15 protein-coding genes are annotated in these 18106 nt (G+C 34.3%); 5 read left to right on the forward strand and 10 right to left on the reverse strand.

All coding sequences use genetic code 11. The annotated features are described in order from the left end of the window. Positions 1-69: 69 nt before the first annotated feature. The 3 genes from ACEN2K_RS03705 (at position 70) to ACEN2K_RS03715 (ending at position 5996) form a co-directional block, all read left to right on the forward strand. Positions 70-3063 (forward strand): amidohydrolase family protein, encoded by a 2994-nt coding sequence (locus ACEN2K_RS03705; protein WP_441757973.1) that lies wholly within the window; start codon positions 70-72, stop codon positions 3061-3063. Positions 3064-3111: 48 nt separating this feature from the next. Then, a complete protein-coding gene (locus ACEN2K_RS03710) occupies positions 3112-4410 on the forward strand; it encodes an amidohydrolase family protein (protein ID WP_441757974.1) in 1299 nt (432 codons plus the stop codon). A 272-nt stretch (positions 4411-4682) separates the two neighbouring features. After that, positions 4683-5996 carry an ammonium transporter gene (locus ACEN2K_RS03715; protein WP_441757975.1) on the forward strand — a complete coding sequence of 438 codons (1314 nt, stop codon included), beginning with the start codon at positions 4683-4685 and terminating at the stop codon, positions 5994-5996. A 66-nt stretch (positions 5997-6062) separates the two neighbouring features. Here the strand turns inward: ACEN2K_RS03715 and ACEN2K_RS03720 are convergent, their stop codons facing one another. Genes ACEN2K_RS03720 through ACEN2K_RS03730 form a run of 3 tightly spaced genes read right to left on the reverse strand, consistent with a single transcriptional unit; the run spans position 6063 to position 10792 of the window. Beyond that, positions 6063-8120 (reverse strand): cytochrome c biogenesis protein CcdA, encoded by a 2058-nt coding sequence (locus tag ACEN2K_RS03720; RefSeq protein WP_441757976.1) that lies wholly within the window; start codon positions 8118-8120, stop codon positions 6063-6065. A 47-nt stretch (positions 8121-8167) separates the two neighbouring features. Further along, a complete protein-coding gene (gene tilS / locus ACEN2K_RS03725; RefSeq protein ID WP_441757977.1) occupies positions 8168-9478 on the reverse strand; it encodes a tRNA lysidine(34) synthetase TilS in 1311 nt (436 codons plus the stop codon). Positions 9479-9487: 9 nt separating this feature from the next. Then, entirely contained in the window at positions 9488-10792 is a 1305-nt protein-coding gene (locus ACEN2K_RS03730; RefSeq protein WP_441757978.1) for an anthranilate synthase component I family protein, read from the reverse strand. Between the two features lie 239 nt (positions 10793-11031). Between ACEN2K_RS03730 and ACEN2K_RS03735 the strand changes: the two genes are divergently transcribed. Further along, the gene (locus ACEN2K_RS03735; RefSeq protein WP_441757979.1) at positions 11032-11409 is read left to right on the forward strand and encodes a DoxX family membrane protein; all 378 of its coding nucleotides are present in this window, start codon (positions 11032-11034) and stop codon (positions 11407-11409) included. Positions 11410-11472: 63 nt separating this feature from the next. On the opposite strand, the gene lpdA is transcribed toward ACEN2K_RS03735, so the two are convergent. Next, on the reverse strand, positions 11473-12876 hold the full coding sequence (gene lpdA, locus ACEN2K_RS03740) for a dihydrolipoyl dehydrogenase (protein ID WP_441757980.1): 1404 nt from the start codon (positions 12874-12876) through the stop codon (positions 11473-11475). Between the two features lie 150 nt (positions 12877-13026). Next, complete coding sequence (locus tag ACEN2K_RS03745) at positions 13027-13485, reverse strand: Lrp/AsnC family transcriptional regulator (protein ID WP_441757981.1); 459 nt, start codon at positions 13483-13485, stop codon at positions 13027-13029. Positions 13486-13765: 280 nt separating this feature from the next. Between ACEN2K_RS03745 and ACEN2K_RS03750 the strand changes: the two genes are divergently transcribed. Continuing rightward, complete coding sequence (locus ACEN2K_RS03750; protein ID WP_441757982.1) at positions 13766-14968, forward strand: aminotransferase class I/II-fold pyridoxal phosphate-dependent enzyme; 1203 nt, start codon at positions 13766-13768, stop codon at positions 14966-14968. Between the two features lie 131 nt (positions 14969-15099). Here ACEN2K_RS03750 and ACEN2K_RS03755 read toward each other — a convergent pair whose 3' ends face one another. From ACEN2K_RS03755 to ACEN2K_RS03775, 5 genes are all read right to left on the reverse strand, one after another. Further along, the gene (locus tag ACEN2K_RS03755) at positions 15100-15648 is read right to left on the reverse strand and encodes a GNAT family N-acetyltransferase (RefSeq protein ID WP_441757983.1); all 549 of its coding nucleotides are present in this window, start codon (positions 15646-15648) and stop codon (positions 15100-15102) included. A gap of 205 nt (positions 15649-15853) precedes the next feature. Then, a complete protein-coding gene (locus ACEN2K_RS03760; RefSeq protein WP_441757984.1) occupies positions 15854-16618 on the reverse strand; it encodes a hypothetical protein in 765 nt (254 codons plus the stop codon). A gap of 171 nt (positions 16619-16789) precedes the next feature. After that, the gene (locus tag ACEN2K_RS03765; protein WP_441757985.1) at positions 16790-17182 is read right to left on the reverse strand and encodes a hypothetical protein; all 393 of its coding nucleotides are present in this window, start codon (positions 17180-17182) and stop codon (positions 16790-16792) included. A gap of 85 nt (positions 17183-17267) precedes the next feature. Then, the gene (locus ACEN2K_RS03770; protein ID WP_441757986.1) at positions 17268-17450 is read right to left on the reverse strand and encodes a hypothetical protein; all 183 of its coding nucleotides are present in this window, start codon (positions 17448-17450) and stop codon (positions 17268-17270) included. Between the two features lie 164 nt (positions 17451-17614). Further along, positions 17615-18085 (reverse strand): hypothetical protein, encoded by a 471-nt coding sequence (locus ACEN2K_RS03775; protein ID WP_441757987.1) that lies wholly within the window; start codon positions 18083-18085, stop codon positions 17615-17617. Positions 18086-18106 lie beyond the last annotated feature (21 nt).

Consider the following 18106-nt stretch of genomic DNA (forward strand, 5'->3'; position numbering starts at 1 on the left):
TAATTATTGTGTTTTTTAACATTTAAAGCTAATGATTCTCTATTTTTAGAAAAAATTAACTAAAACCCTATGAAAAGAATTGTTACCCTCCTCTTTTTATTAATTTTTATCCCAAAAATTAATGCTCAAGAGTACTTTCCTAATAATGAAAGTGTTCAAAATAAAAACAACAATTATACGGCATTTACTAATGCCAGAATAGTTGTAACACCCACCCAAATTATTGAAAACGCCAGTTTACTTATTCAGAACGGAAAAGTAATTGCCGTAGGCCAGTCAGTAACCATTCCTAAAAATGCGATTACAGTAAATTTAGAAGGAAAAACAATCTATCCTTCATTCATTGACATGTATACCTCTTTTGGAATAGATAAACCAAAAAGGGAATCTAATCGACAAGATCCTTTATACGATACTAAAAAAGAAGGGTATTACTGGAATGAGCATATTAAAACCCATGTGGATGCTTTTGAAAACTTTAAATACGATACTGCAAAAGCAGAAGAGTTCTTGAAAGCAGGTTTTGGTGTTGTGGCCACACACAATGCAGATGGAATTGCTCAAGGTACTGGAACCTTAATTGCCTTAAACAACGAAAACCAACACGAACGTTTATTAGCTAATAAAATCACTAATCATTTTAGCTTCACGCGCAGTCCTACGTCTAACCAGGCTTATCCAAGCTCTTTAATGGGAATGATGGCTTTGCTTCGCCAAATGTATTATGATTTAGATTGGTATAAAAAAGGCGGTTCTACTACTCAGGACATGGCTTTAGAGGCTTTGGCTAACAACAGTAAACTAATACAAATTTTTGCTTCCGAAGACAAATTGAATAGTTTACGCGCTAATAAAATTGCTAAAGAATTTGGTTTAAATTACATTCTTAAAGGCGCTGGTAATGAGTATGAAAGAATAAACGAAATAAAGAAAACGAATGCGCAGTTTATTATCCCAATAAATTTTCAAGAAGCTTATGATGTTACAAATCCGTACCAAGCAAGTCAACTGGATTATGGCGAACTTTTAGCATGGAATCAAAGTCCAACCAATTTAAAAGTACTGTCTGATAATGGGATAACTTTTGCTTTAACAACAGACAAGCTGAAAAAAACAGAAGAGTTTAGAACCAATCTTCTAAAAGCCATTCAATATGGTTTTGACAAGACCAAAGCCTTAGCTTCTCTAACTACAGTTCCGGCTTCCCTACTAGGAAAAAGTGATGAATTAGGTAGTTTGCAAGTGGGACATTTAGCAAATTTTTTAATCACATCAGGGGATATTTTTGAAAAGGAAACTGTTATTTATGAAAACTGGGTTCAGGGGTCTAAATATGTTATTAATGATAGAATTGCCAAAGACATCCGTGGAGAATACGACTTGACTTTTGACAATAAAACCTATAAATGGAGTGTCAAAGGCGAAATTACAGCTCCAAAATCAGAAATAACAACAGTAGCCAAAGAGAAAATTAATTCTAAAATCGCTGTGGCTAATAACTGGCTTTCCTTGATTGTTCAAACCAAAGATTCTACAAAAACCAACTTTAATAGACTTACTGCCTATATCGACAACAGCCCCAATTTATCTGGAAAGGCAATTTTATTTGATGGTAGAGAATCTAACTGGACAGCAATTAGAACAGCAGCTTTTGTAAAAGAAATAGATTCTTCAAAATTAGAAAAAACCAATATCGTAATTCCTACAATGCATCCCAACATTGCTTATGGTACTATAGAAAAACCAAAACAAGAAACATTGTTGTTTAAAAATGCAACCATATGGACTAATGAAAAAGAAGGAATCCTGAAAGAGACTGATGTTTTAGTTAAAAACGGAAAAATTGCTGCAGTAGGTACAAATCTATCTGACGCCTCAGCAACAGTAATTGATGCCAAAGGCAAACATCTTACCAGCGGAATTATAGATGAACATTCTCATATTGCAATTTCTAACGGTGTGAATGAAAGCGGACATAATTCAAGTGCCGAAGTTACTGTTGAAGATGTTGTCAACTCAGATGATGTCAATATTTATAGAGATCTAGCTGGTGGTGTTACTACTTCACAATTATTACATGGTTCGGCGAATCCAATTGGAGGACGTTCAGCCATTGTAAAATGGAAATGGGGAGCTTCACCAGAGGAAATGTTATATAAAGAGCAACCAAAATTTATCAAATTTGCGTTAGGTGAAAATGTAAAACAAGCCAACTGGGGCATCAATAACCCAACGCGTTTTCCTCAAACTAGAATGGGTGTTGAACAGGTTTATATGGATTATTTTCAGCGTGCCAAAGACTATGACGAAAACTGGAAAAAATACAATTCATCTTCTAAAAAAAATAAAGGAAAAGCACCAAGAAAAGATCTTGAACTACAAACTTTAGCCGAAATTATCAATAAAGAGCGTTTTATCACTTGTCATTCTTATGTACAGTCAGAGATATTGATGTTAATGAAAGTGGCAGAGCATTTTAACTTTAAGGTGAATACGTTTACTCATATTTTAGAAGGATACAAAGTTGCTGATAAAATGAGAGAACACGGTGTAGGAGCCTCTACCTTCTCAGACTGGTGGGCCTACAAATTTGAAGTGAATGACGCTATTCCCTACAATGGTCCGATTATGCACAATGCTGGCGTGGTTGTAGCTTACAATTCTGATGATGCCGAGATGTCTCGAAGATTAAATCAAGAAGCGGCAAAGGCTGTAAAATATGGAAACATATCAGAGGAAGAAGCCTGGAAGTTTGTGACCCTGAACCCTGCAAAATTATTGCATATCGATGACAAAGTAGGAAGTATAAAAGTAGGAAAAGATGCTGATATAGTACTTTGGAGTACTAATCCCTTATCTATTTATGCCAAAGCAGAAAAAACAATTATTGAAGGGGTTACCTATTATGATTTGAGAAAAGATGAAGAACAACGTAAAGTGGTCGCTAAAACTAGAAATCAAATTATTGGTCAGATGCTAGATGAGAAAAACAAAGGTATGAAGACTCAAGAACCAAAGAAAAAACAAAAACCAGAATACCATTGTGATACTTTAGAACAATAGAAACCGAGACGTTAATGATGTACTAATTCAAAAATAATTTAAAAAACAATGTATAAAAATATAGCTCTACTGTTCTTGATCTTTAGTGTATCAATGAATGCGCAACATGCTCCAGCAAAAAAGCAAACAAAATCCATCTTAATTTTAAATGGTACAGCCCATTTAGGGAATGGTCAAGTAATTGAGAATAGTGCAATAGGATTTAAAGATGGTAAATTAATATTAGTAGCTGATGCCACAGTCATTCGTCTGGCGAAAGATCCTTATGATGAGACGATAGACGCTTCTGGCAAACAAATATATCCCGGGTTTATTGCTCCTAACTCTACCTTGGGATTAGTTGAAGTCGATGCGATAAAATCATCTGATGACGAAAGTGAGATTGGAAATTTTAACCCTAATGTGCGCAGTATTATTGCCTATAATGCCGAATCTAAGGTAATCGAAACGGTAAGACCTAATGGAATCTTAATGGCACAAATCACACCTCGAGGAGGTAGAATATCTGGAACATCCTCAATTGTTCAGCTAGACTCCTGGAACTGGGAAGATGCCGTTATAAAAGAGAATGACGGAATCCATTTGAATTTCCCATCTTCATTTAAAAGAACGGGCTGGTGGGCAGAACCTGGTGCAACTAACTTGAACAAGGATTATGCAAAACAAGTAACAGAAATCAACACTTTCTTATCGAGTTCAAAAGCCTATTTGGCTGATAATTCAAAAGAAAAAAACCTTTTATTTGAATCTGTTAAAGGCTTGTTTGATGGAACACAGACCTTGTTTATCCATGCTGATAATGAATTACAAATTATAGATGCTATTAAATTAGCAAAGGAAAACAACATTGATAAAGTCGTTATTGTAGGCGGATTTGAAGCTTATAAAAGTGCCGATTTATTGAAGCAAAACAACATAGGCGTACTTTTGCGTCGTGTGCATGATATGCCAGAAAATGATGATCAAGATGTAGATTTGCCTTATAAAATGGCTAAAATACTTACTGATAAAGGAATCATTGTGGGACTGGAAAACAGTGGAGACATGGAAAGAATGAATACTAGAAACCTGCCTTTCCTTGCTGGAACTTGTGCTGCTTATGGTTTAGACAAAGAACAAGCTTTGCAACTCATTACTTCGAATACGGCTCAATTGTTAGGGATCGATTCTTTTTGTGGAACTTTAGAAGAAGGAAAAGATGCTACCTTATTTATTTCAGAAGGTGATGCGCTAGACATGAGAACTAATAAGCTAACTAACGTATTTATCCAGGGAAGACAAATCTCACTAGATAATCATCAGTCTCAATTAAATCGCATTTACAAGGAAAAATACGGTCAAAATTAAGTTACACCTTACATCTAAATCATAAATTGCACTAACAGACAATTTGGACTGATCCAAATTGTCTGTTTTTTTTTATCCAGGATAAAAGTCAATTAGGCTCAGCTAAATTTCGAATATACTATTTAAGACCCATATAAAACAAATTAATCATCACTACCCATAAAATTTAAGGGGTCAAATTATAAAATATGTAAAAATAACTAGAATAACGGCAATTTTAGCAGGGATATTGAATCATTTCCTATTTTTGCTAAAAAAAAATTAACCAACCTATGAGAAAAATTATTTTAAGTGTGATTTTGATCACTATTTTAGTATTATCCCTTTTTTCAACACAAATTTTATCAGCTCAACCAGCGCCATCCACTTCCGTACTATTTGACACTGGTGATACAGCCTGGATGATTGTAGCCACAGCTCTCGTTTTATTAATGACACCAGGACTCGGTTTTTTCTATGGTGGAATGGTAGGCAAGAAAAATGTAATTAGTACGATGCTTCAAAGTTTTATGGCCATGGTCATTGTTACTCTTCTATGGGTTCTTATTGCTTTTGGATTATCATTTGGCCCTTCTATTGGTGGAGTTATTGGAAATCCTTCTTCTAATTTATTCTTTCAAGGTGTAGGTGTGAACACAGCTTGGAGCCTTGCTCCTACTATTCCATTCATGTTATTTGCGCTATTTCAAGCAAAATTTGCCATCATCACTCCAGCTTTAATTACAGGAGCATTTGCTGAGAGAATACGCTTCTGGGCTTATTTATTATTTATGGTATTATTCATCTTGTTTGTTTATACTCCCTTATGTCATATGACATGGCATCCAGATGGTTTATTATTCAATTTAGGAGTTTTAGATTTTGCTGGAGGAACAGTAGTGCATATGAGTGCGGGTTGGGCAGCATTAGCTGGAGCCATGTTTTTAGGTAAAAGAAAAGTTCAAAAAGTAAGTCCTGCTAGAATAACCTATGTATTGTTAGGAACGGGATTACTATGGTTTGGATGGTTTGGTTTCAATGCAGGTTCAGCAATGGGAGCAAATGGTTTAGCGGTACAAGCCTTAGGTACCACTACTGTTGCAGCTGCTGCTGCTGCTATGGCGTGGGTATTTTTAGATAAAATTCTCGGACATAAATTATCTGCATTAGGAGCTTGTATAGGTGCCGTTGTAGGACTAGTTGCGATTACACCTGCTGCAGGTTTTGTAAGCATCCCTCATGCCGTTTTTATCGGTATTTTTAGTAGTATTGTTAGTAATCTTGTAGTAAGTAAATTTCCAAAAGGAAAAATTGACGATGCCTTAGATGTCTTCGCCTGTCACGGTGTGGGAGGTATGAGCGGAATGTTGTTAACGGGTGTATTTGCTTCTAAAGCAGTAAACTCAGGGGTAACAGACCAAGGTCTTATTTTTGGTGAAACCACATTGTTTCTTCACCAACTAGTTGCTTTAATTGGTGTATCTGCATTTGCTTTTATAGCATCTTATATTCTATTCTTTATTGTAAACAAGATAACACCTTTACGCGTGTCTGACGAGAAAGAAGAATTAGGGTTGGATATTTCTCAACACGGAGAATATTTATAAAGTAATTTCAAAATACAACTAACCATTAACCAAAAAAAATCCAATCTTTTCAGATTGGATTTTTTTTTATTTTTTAAAATTGGCAAGTCCCGTTTGCAACCAAGAATAATATTCATCTACACTAACATAACTAATCGTTGGTGCGGTTTGATTCAGGCTATTACCTTCTAAATCAGTCAAAACATATAGCGGCTGTGTATTAGTATTGTACTTAGAAATCATAAAATCAGTCCATTTATCACCGATTGTTTCGATATCAGAACCCGTAGTTTTTGAAACAAACTGCTGCTCTTTTGGCAATTCCCGTTTGTCGTCTACATACAGAGAAATCAAGACAACCTGATTATTGAGTATCGGTAGAATTTGATCGTCAGACCAAACGTTGTTTTCCATTTTACGACAATTCACGCAAGCATAACCAGTAAAGTCTAGCATGATGGGTTTGTTAACTGTTTTGGCGTAAGCCAATCCTTTTTCATAATCATCAAAAACGACAATACCATGCGGACCACTTTTAGCGCCTTCTGGTAAAATAGCTCTAGCGACACTACTTCCAGAACCGCCTAATCCCATCGGACTTTCACTGTATTCCATTGTTGGAGGAAAAGCACTAATGATTTTTAATGGTGCTCCCCATAATCCTGGAATCAAATAAATAGTAAACGTCAATACTAATAGCCCCATCATTAATCGTCCCACTGAAATATGCGTCAACGGACTGTCATGCGGCAATGTAATTTTTCCAAATAAGTAAAAGGCAAGAGTACCAAAAATTGCAATCCAGATAGCGATGAAAACTTCGCGTTCAAGTAAATGTAGCTGTAAAACTAAATCAGCATTCGATAAAAATTTGAATGCCAATGCTAATTCAAGGAAACCAAGAACCACCTTCACTGTATTCAACCAGCCACCTGATTTAGGTAAAGAATGCAACCATCCGGGAAACATTGCAAAAAGCATAAATGGCAAAGCTAAAGCTAATGAAAAACCAAACATTCCTACAATAGGTGCGATTCCCCCTTTTGAAGCTGCTTCTACTAATAAGGTTCCCACGATAGGTCCTGTGCAAGAAAATGAAACAATAGCGAGTGCCAATGCCATAAACAAGATCCCAATCATTCCACCTCTATCAGCCTGGCTATCTACTTTGTTTGCCCAAGAATTAGGCAACATTATTTCGAAAGCGCCTAAGAAAGAGGTAGCAAAAACTACTAATAAAACGAAGAATATGATATTAAACCACACATTAGTAGACAAGGCATTCAAAGCATCTGCGCCAAAAATCCAAGTAACTAAAAAGCCTAACATTACATAAATAACAATAATTGAAATCCCGTAAATGATTGCATTCCTAATTCCTTTGGCTTTTGTCTTACTTTGTTTTGTAAAAAAACTAACTGTCATAGGAATCATTGGAAACACACATGGAGTTAACAAAGCGGCAAAACCAGATAAAAATGCAATAAAAAAGATAGACCACAATCCTCTTTTAGTATTTGGTTCGTGCGAAAAATCAGAAGCAGGACTTGCACTAGCTGCCACCATAACATTACTCGCTCCTAAACTTGGCTCTAACGAGTCTGCCACTACACTATCTAATTCCTTAGTAGCTGCAATTTCATCTTCAGCAGTACTTTTAGCTTCTTTAGGAACTGCAACAGCCGCAGCTGCAGAATTAGGTAAAGTGAATGTGAATTTTTTCTCGATATTAATACAAACCTCTTTACAAACCTGATAATTAAGTTCGGCCTCAATTTTAGTCAAATTAGGATTTGTAACTCTAATGATTTGCTGAATTTGGGCTTTCTTCTCAAAATACGTTTCGTTGACTTCAAAGATATCATTGTAAGCCGTTTTAGTCTTACTCTCCTTAGCCTTTCCAATTAACGTATAGTTTCCTTTAGTATTTTTAAAAACCACTTCTAAAGCTAACGGTCCACCATCAGGGGTGAACTGGGAATAAAGATGCCAATCCTTTTCGATTGTTCCATCAAAGGTTAGCATATAGGTATTCTCTGATTTTTTCTCGATTTTTGTAGTCCACTTTGCAGGGTCAAGAATTTGAGAATTGACATTAACGAAAGCCAATAAGGCAAGAACTAAAAAATATAGTTTTTTATTCATAAAGCAGTTACTTATAATTTTGGGGTAGTCCAGATTTTTTAAATTCATTATTCTAATGCTATTTTTAACTTGTTCGTTGTATCATTTTCAATTTTAAAACGTTCATCTTGTCTATAACCTAAGATCCAGACAATAGTATCACCAGACCATAGAATCCAAACCTGTTCTTTGTCAAGAAGAGATAATTTTTGATCTTTAAAAAACTTACTGAGTTTTTTAGACTTTCCGTCCATCCCTAAAGGTTGAAAAGAATCACCTTCTTGCCAACGTTTTAATGTCAATGGAAAATTTAGCTTATCTGCATCAACAAATATAATTGTATTTGAAGGATTAGAAACAGTATCAACTTTAGATAAACTCAGTTTTAAGGGAATCTTAACATGTTCTTGATGTTCATCTATAAAATAGACCTCAGTCTGCTCTTCGTTTGTTATTCTACTTAAAATTAATGTTTCTCTATCTTTGATTAATCGAAAATTAGACGAGAAGATTTGTTTTCCTGACAAGCTTTCAACCAGATTGTAAATATCGTTCCATGAAGTAAAACCAAAGTCCTTTAACCACTGGTACAAATAGGATTTATAATTGGGTAATTTTAAAAGTTCGTTCAGGTTAATATGAAAATCTTCGTCCTGTTGACTCACTACTTGCTGGTACACCATTATTGACGCGTCTTCCACAAGGCCAGAAGCTTCTTGCAAGTACGACTGTGTTTTATGAAAGGCATCCATAAAATGCGGATTCAGTTCTTTCAATAAAGGAACTAAATCACGTCTAATCTTGTTACGTAAATATTTGTCAGAGGCATTACTGCTATCTTCTCTCCATGCAATGCCATTCTCTTGAGCATACTTCAAAATTTCTTCTCTCGAAAAAGTGAGTAAAGGTCTAATGATGCGATCGTTTTGCTCTGGAATTCCTGTTAAACCTTCTAATCCAGTGCCCCGACTTAAATTTATCAAAAAAGTTTCCAAATTATCATCAGCATGATGCGCTGTAAGGATATAATCGTATTCTTGCGTTTCTAAAAGTTCGTAAAACCAATTATAGCGTAAATCTCGAGCTGCGACCTGAGTAGAAAGTTTATAGTCTTTGGCGAAAGCCAGCGTGTCAAACTGAGTTACAAAAAGCGGAATTTCATTAGCATCAGCATATTCCTGAACAAATTTTTGATCTTCAAAACTTTCCACTCCTCTCAGCTGAAAATTGCAATGGGCAATAGCAATATCTAAATCCAACTGTTGCAATAAATGCACCATGAGCATACTGTCTAAGCCGCCACTGGTTGCGAGCAATAGTCGCTTATCTTCTAAGAAAGAAAAGTTTTGATTGATATGATTTTTAAAATCTTTTAGCATAATTTAAATTTAATCATTTCCTTTTGAACTCACTAATACTTGGTGCATTGCTTTTGACTTTAGGATGCATTCTTCATATTCTTTTTCTGGAATAGACATGGCTGTTATAGCGCTACCCACAGAAAAAGAAACATATTGTTTTTCTTGGTTGTACAAAATACTTCGTATCACCACATTAAAATCAAAATCACCATCAGGTGTAAAATAGCCTACCGCTCCACTGTATAAGCCACGCTTTGTTTCTTCTAAATCTTCAATGATTTTCATCACAGAGATCTTTGGTGCTCCAGTCATACTTCCCATAGGGAACGTCTTTTTTAGGGCGTCTACCACTGCATATTGTGCATCTAACTTAGAGGTGACAGTAGAAATCATCTGGTGGACCTGTAAGAAAGAATAAATATTGCACAACTCGGTTACTACTACTGAGCCTTTTTGCGCAGTATGTGACAAATCATTACGCACCAGATCCGTTATCATAATATTTTCGGCACGTTCTTTTGGATCAGCGGCTAGTAAAGCTTTAGATTGCTCATCTTCCACTGCGTTTTCAAAACGTTTGGAGGTCCCTTTTATAGGTTGTGAAATTAGCATTTCTCCGCTTTTTTTCAAATAACGCTCTGGAGAGGCTGATAGCAAGAAGTGTTTGTTGTTTTTAAAAAAAACGGCAAAAGGTGGTTTTGAAATTTCGTTTAGTTTAAGAAACTTATCTAGTGGATTTATACTGGCATTTTCAGCATAAAATTCCATGCAAAAATTAGCTTCATAAATATTTCCTTTATGGATATGATCCAGCATTTTAGTAACCTTCTCTATATACACCTCTTTAGAAATACGTTGTTGAATTGCTAAGTTCGCTTCGTTTACTACATCTGCTAACTCACACTTCGATATTAAATTAAAATCTTCCTCAAATTCATCGTCACACAGATTTAGATAGTGCATTTCGAGTTGGTCTCCTTTCAAGATCAATATCTTTTTAGGTTGAAAAAAGAACAAATCATCAAAGCCTAAGCCATCCCAATTATTAGAATGCAGGGCTTCAACATCATTTTTTAAATCGTAAGACAAATAGCCGAATAGCCAATCTTTAGTTGTTTGCTGGTATTGCTTTAAATCGTCAAAGGCACTATGGTAATCCGTTTTAATTGCAGTAAACGCATCGACTGCTAAAATGCAGTCATAGGATGAAAATTCCTGATGGTAATTATTACTATCCATAAAACTGATTTCACGGAATTGCTGTGCCCAAATTAGCAGTTGCTCTTTAAATAATTTTGGATTTGAAATGTGCTTGTGAATGGATGCTCTCAAAAGGATTTTATTTAAATATCAAAATTACGATAAAAAAAAAGCTTTAATATATGATTATAAGAAAAATCAGTTGTTTTTTTTCGTAAATTTACAGTAAGCTACTGCAAATAAAAGACTTAAACACCATGTAATATTTGAGAAGCTTTCTAATTGACACTGTCAAAATAAAAGGAAATCATTAGGTGCCAATTAAAATAGTAGGAATCATTTTTATTATTTAACCATAAAACCTATATATTATGAAGATCGCCACTATCATTATTCGGACTATGCTTGGACTTTTATTCATCTATACTTCTATAAGTTACTTTTTTCACTTGAGCCCAGAACCAGCTTCCTCTGGTGAATTTAAGGCTTTCCAAGTGGGACTAGTTGCTTCTACTTACTTAATGCCTTTAGCAAAAGCTGTAGAACTGCTATGTGGAATCTCCTTTGTTACAGGCAAATTTACCACTCTAGCTAATCTTGTAATTTTTCCTGTTACGCTAAATATATTATTGATTAATTATTTCTTAGCTCCAGATAATTTGCCGTTGGCTATTTTCGTATTTTTAGGAAACATCTTTTTAATCTTTACACATTGGGAAAATTATAAAGGATTGTTTAAAGCTGAATAAACTACTATAAATAGAAAAACCCGATCTTTCGAACGGGTTTTTATAATAAATGCAGTACATCAATTACACGTGTAATGCTCTATTGTCTGTCGCTGCTAATGCTGCTTCTTTTACTGCTTCTGCAAAAGTAGGATGAGCATGAGACATTCTTGAAATATCTTCGGCAGAGGCTTTGAATTCCATTGCTACCACTGCTTCAGCAATTAAATCAGCCGTTCTAGCTCCAATCATATGAACACCAAGAACCTCATCTGTTTTTGCATCAGCAAGAATTTTTACAAATCCGTCTAAGTCAGCACTTGCACGAGCACGACCTAAAGCTTTGAAAGGAAAACTTCCTGATTTGTAAGCAATACCAGCTTCTTTTAATTGTTCCTCTGTTTGTCCTACTGCAGCTACTTCTGGCCAAGTATAGACAACACCTGGAATTAAATTGTAATCGATATGTGGTTTTTGACCTGCAATTAATTCAGCAACCATAGTTCCTTCTTCTTCAGCTTTGTGAGCTAACATGGCTCCACGAACCACATCACCAATCGCATAAATATTAGGAACATTTGTTTGTAAATGATCATTTACTTCTACTTGTCCTCTATCAGAAATTTTAACTCCTGCTTTATCAGCATTCAATCCAACTGTATATGGACGACGCCCTACAGATACTAATGCGTAATCTCCTTCAAGCGTTATGGTTTCTCCTTTAGCATTTTCAGCTTGTACAGTAACAGCATCACCGTTTCTTTCTACTGATTTTACTTTATGAGAAACGTAGAACTTCATTCCTTGTTTCTTTAATACTTTGGTCAATTCTTTAGACAATGAACTATCCATTCCTGGAATAATACGGTCCATGTATTCTACTACAGAAACTTGTGCTCCTAAACGTAAATATACTTGACCTAACTCAATCCCAATCACTCCACCACCGATGATTACTAAATGCTTAGGAACCTCAGGCAATTTTAACGCTTCTGTAGACGTGATGATTCTTTCTTTGTCAATAGTTATAAAGGGTAAAGAAGACGGTTTAGAACCCGTAGCAATAATAATATTTTTTCCTTCAATCGTTTCAGTCGTCCCATCCGCTTTTGCAACAGCCACGTGTGTAGCGTCAACAAAAGATCCTGTTCCTTGTAAAACGGTAATCTTATTTTTGTCCATTAGGTATTTCACACCACCAGAAGTTTGATCCACCACTGCTTGTTTGCGAGCCACCATTTTACCAAGGTTCACTTTTACATCACCAGTTAGTTCGATTCCGTGGTCTTCAAAATGCTTAATTTCAGCATAATGGTGAGAAGAAGCAAGCATTGCTTTTGAAGGAATACAGCCTACGTTTAGGCAAGTACCTCCTAAAGTGGAATATTTTTCTATAATTGCTGTTTTGAAACCTAGTTGTGCACAACGAATCGCTGACACGTATCCGCCTGGACCAGAACCTATAATGACTACGTCAAATGAACTCATAGTATATTTTTTATATGTAAATTAATTTTTCGAAGTACAAAATTAAGGAATTAAGTTTTGTTTAAAGTTTAAACCACCAGCTTTTTTGTTAGGAATTTATTTGAACCTTAAATATTTATCATTCAAATTCTCATTTTACTGTATAAATTCTCATAGAGCCACGATGGTGGTGTTTTTTACTTCACTGATCATAAACGTACTTTGTGTACTGCCTATGTGGTGTAATGTGGTTAATTTTGTCACTAAAAATTCCCGATACGCTTCCATATCTTTGACCACAATTTTTAAAATATAATCATAATCACCGCTCACATGATAACATTCTAATACTTCAGAAAGTTGTACTACCTCACTCTCAAAGGTGGTTAAAAATTCCTTAGTATGTTGCACTAGTTTTAAATGACAAAAGACAATAAAGCCTTTTTCTACTTTTGATTTATCGAGCAGCACTACATACTTATCAATTATCCCTTCGCGCTCCAGTTTCTTGATGCGCTCGTAAACCGCAGTTACTGACAGGTTGAGTTTTAAGGACAACTCTTTGTTGGTTCTTTTACTATCTTTTTGTAATAATAATAGCAGTTTTTTGTCGGTGGCGTCTAAGGTCATCAGTTAAAAGAATAGGTGAATTGAAATAAAATCTATAAAAATTATAATTTGTGATATAAAACCGATTAATTAATGGTAAAAATAAACAATAGTAGTTTTAAAAACTATTTTTAAATGAGATGATTGATTATTAATCTATATATACCTTATTTTGAAGTAGGTTTATTGAGCATTCAAAACCCTAGCCCAGATAGCAGCGGTATCCTTTATTTTTTTTTCAAAAATAAAGATATAGCGAATAGCTGGATCAAGCTTCTAAAAATAATTTAAAAATATAACAATGGACAATTTCAATCCCGCAGACAACATTCAGGATTTACAGTATTTTGGCGAATTTGGTGGTGTAAACCCATCTATTTCCGACTCATCTACCTATACCTTTTTATCAGCAAAAACTATGTTTGATACTTTTGAAGGCAATATGGAAGGTTGCTATTTGTACTCCCGTCACTCCTCACCTAGTAATTTATACTTAGATAAGGCGCTAGCGGCAATGGAAGGAACAGAAACGGCTAACGTATCAGCATCTGGAATGGGTGCTATTACGCCTAGCTTACTGCAATTATGTGGAGCTGGTGATCACATTGTATCTAGCCGCACTATCTATGGTGGTACCTATGCTTTCTTGAAAAATTTTGCTCCACGATTAGGTATCAAAACGGCTTTTGTCGACATCACAAAATTAGATGTTGTAGAAGCTGCTATCACGCCAGATACTAAGGTATTGTACTGTGAGACTGTTAGCAATCCATTACTAGAGGTAGCTGACATTGCTGGCTTGTCTAAAATTGCCAAAAAACACAATTTGAAATTAGTCGTAGACAATACTTTCTCTCCATTATCTGTAACACCTACTAAATTAGGTGCTGACATAGTTATTCATTCTTTGACAAAATACATCAACGGAAGTAGTGATACTGTGGGTGGTGTAACTTGTGCATCGCAAGAATTTATTAATAGTTTGAAAGATGTTAACAGTGGAGCTAGTATGCTTCTTGGTCCAACAATGGATAGTATGCGCTCAGCGAGTGTGATGAAAAACCTACGTACTTTACACCTGAGAATAAAACAACACAGTCATAATGCGGCTTACCTTGCCGAACGTTTTGAGAAAGATGGATTAAAAACGGTTTATCCAGGTTTAGCTAGTCATCCCAGTCATCAATTGTATGCTTCGATGATTAATCCAGAGTACGGTTTTGGAGGGATGATGACACTCGATGTAGGTTCTTTGGCTAAAGCCAATGAATTAATGGAATTGATGCAAGCACGTAATTTAGGTTACCTAGCAGTAAGCTTAGGTTTTTACAAAACTTTATTTAGTGCTCCTGGAACCTCAACATCAAGTGAAATACCATTAGAAGAGCAAGCAGAGATGGGATTAACCGATGGGTTAATTCGTTTCTCGATAGGACTTGACAATGATATTGAAAGAACATACCAAATGATGAGAAGCTGCATGACGGAGCTTTCTATCCTATAATATTTTTTAGTTGTTTACTGTAGTTAAATCCGTTTGAGAGCATTCTTGAACGGATTTTTTACTATCTACTATTTTTGGCACGATTGACCGCCTTTTTTTAATAATAGATTTAATCTTGCTTCTAAAAATTGCTACACTTTCAAAGTCATGGTAACATTATCAAAATACCGTTCCCCATGTTTGAAAAAGTTTTTAATAGTACCACTTTCTTCAAAACCCATTTTTTTATACAAACCTAATGCTAAGTTATTTTCGTTGTATACCTGCAACCAAAGCATTTGTAAAATGGAATTTTCTTTAGCCCAATCTATAGCAGCAGTAAGTAATGCTGTGCCAAGTCCTGTATTTTTCCATTCCCTTTTCATTCCCATACCAATAACCGCTGTATGTTCCATCACTTTTCTACTACTTCCGGTTAAATCTATGTTGCCAATAATTTGATTGTTAAATTCGGCAACCAATAAAATAGAATTACTTATTTCACTATAGGAGTTAATTAAATCTCCCTTATCTTTTATACTTAAGTTAATTTCATGCTCTAGCTTTGGAATGAATTCACTTTGCGGAATGTACTCCTTTAAACATTCTAGAAAGTTTGCTGCGTCATCAACTAAGGCTTCTCTAATTGTCACTTTCCTTCCGTCTTTTAATGTTGCCTCTATCTGTTTAAATTTACCCATTCACGTTAATTTATGAAATGATTTTATGTCCTTCAAATATACTTATTGTCATTAAATGTTGTGGACTTTTATCGATGTACCGCTTAGAGAGTTTGGGAACTTCATAGCGAATCTATTACGGGCTTAACGAAAACTTGATGCGAAACGATAATCGTAAATTTACCACAAAAATTGCAATCTTGCCAAATGGCTGTTATAGGCTGGTTTAATCCTCACTTTGTAAAAAATATTCTTCCAAAGTAGTTTTGTCATTCAGCATTTCTCGTACAATTTCATTTTTCGAGATGATTTCAGCAAACTTTTTTTGAGCTTCAGTAAATTTTGTTATTAAATTCACAGGATTTGGAAACTCTACATATAAATGCTCTTTTCTGATTAGTATTTTGTATAATTCGTTGTTATTTTTATCTCCAGAATAGTATTTTTTCATAAACTCAGAATCTAAAAATGGATCTGATTTTTTAAGTTTTGATTTCGGAAAATATTTGGAAATTCTACCATCGAAAGTCCAATTTGGATGATGAACTAACATAAAACCTTTTGGATGTTTTAGAAAATTTGCCCAATGTTTTACTTCTTGAAAAACTTGAAAATGTTTCAATCTATAGTTTTCTGGAATAGACATTATATTAAAATACTCGTTACAAACTTCTACTTGTAAATATAAAAGTAGGATAAAATTGGTAAAAGTTAATTTTGCGTCGTGGAAACTTTTATATTCAAGTAAAAAGTTTTGGATCAATTTATTACTACTATTCAAATTGCAAGCTACACAATTATGACCTTTGGTAAAATTTGAATGAATATTACAAAACAGAGTGTCATATTCTTTTTCATTATCGTCTAGGTCACAATAATGTGTCACAACAAAAATGTCTAAAACTTGTTCAAAAAGTGGAATTAGATTATCCGAACTTTCCCTTTTTTCAGCATTATGTTCTTTTATTAAATTTCGAGTTTTTTTATCCATTTGTCTTTATTGTACATTCGTGAAAAACTAGCTTATAAAGTTATGCCACTTTGAGATGGCTGGAAGTTCGTAACCGCTCAATTTTCCGCTTGACGAAAACTTGATGCGAAACGGAAATTCCACTAATACCCCACTATATCAAAACCGCTGTTGTAGGCTGTGTTTTATTTTTTAAGTTTCATGTTGTCCAACTGTTATTACTTTACCCTCTTCAAAATAAATATCCAAAACATCTGGGTCAATATTGAATAATCCAGGCACAAATCCTAAATCATATGCAATATGGCTGTCATCGTAAAAATAAGAATCCTCACCTAAAAGTTCAATCACTTCTTCCTTTGTTTTTCCAATCAATATTTCACTTTTAATGATGTCATCTGACATCTTGAATCTCTCTTCCTTATTTTCATTCCATTCTTGCATGTTAAAGGCGGTTTTGGGATAATAAGAAACTGAAAAAATCCAAATCATTATAATTCCAATATATAATAGAGGACTTAAAATAACTGTCGGAATGATAGCTAAATATTTTCTATTACTTTCATTTCCAAGTTTAAATTTCATTAAAATCCGCTTAGTTAGGAAATAAATTGGAAATGCCAGAATCAATATTACTAAGGGGACTTCAGGGCTCATATTAATCTAATATTTAATCAATGGATTGCTTATCAATTCGAATAATTTCTGAAATAAATCGTGCTAATTCTTTGACATTTCTTTTTACTTTCTCAAACGTCTCCATTAATCCAGTCACAAATAATCTTTCGTTAAAGGTCATTCCTCCGAGTACATCCATCTTTTTTACTTTTTCTAAAATTTCCTCTTTTGTCATTTATATTTGTGTACAGGGTGTTTCTTAAAATTGGCTACAACGTTATGCACTTTGAGATGGCTGGAAGTTCATAACCGCTCAATTTTCCGCTTAACGAAAACGTCGTTAAAAAAGATAATTCCACTAAATTCCAGCTAGCTCAAAATGGCTATTAGCGTTAGTTGTTATTCATTTTTTGGAATTAATTTAGGAATTTCATCCTGTCTATATTCACCATATTTTCTGATGTATTTTCCATTCGGGAATATTATTATGTAATTGCCACAGAGTTTTGCATTTTCAAAAAGTAATTTTTCAATTGTACCATTTTTATCCTCAATTACATTTTTCTTTCTATAATCATATAATTTTGCGGTTATAAAAAATTGTAAAATATTTTTATTTTTCTTTATCTGTCTTTTGTATGAGGAATCATTCGTGTAATAATCAATACAAGATCCATTCGGAACGGTTTCAGGCATTATAAAAAAATTTAACACAATTATATTTGAATCATCAATTTTATTTCCACTTAAATTAAATAGCTCTTCAACTAATTCTGCTCTAAAATTTTCTTTCAAATTTCCGTTTTCTAAGTTTTGTGAATAAAAATTCACACTGAAAAGTATTAGTATTGTAAAGATGATTTTCTTCATATTTGTATTGTAAGATTAATT

Source organism: Flavobacterium sp. W21_SRS_FM3 (genome assembly GCF_052113625.1).
Taxonomy (GTDB): Bacteria; Bacteroidota; Bacteroidia; order Flavobacteriales; family Flavobacteriaceae; genus Flavobacterium.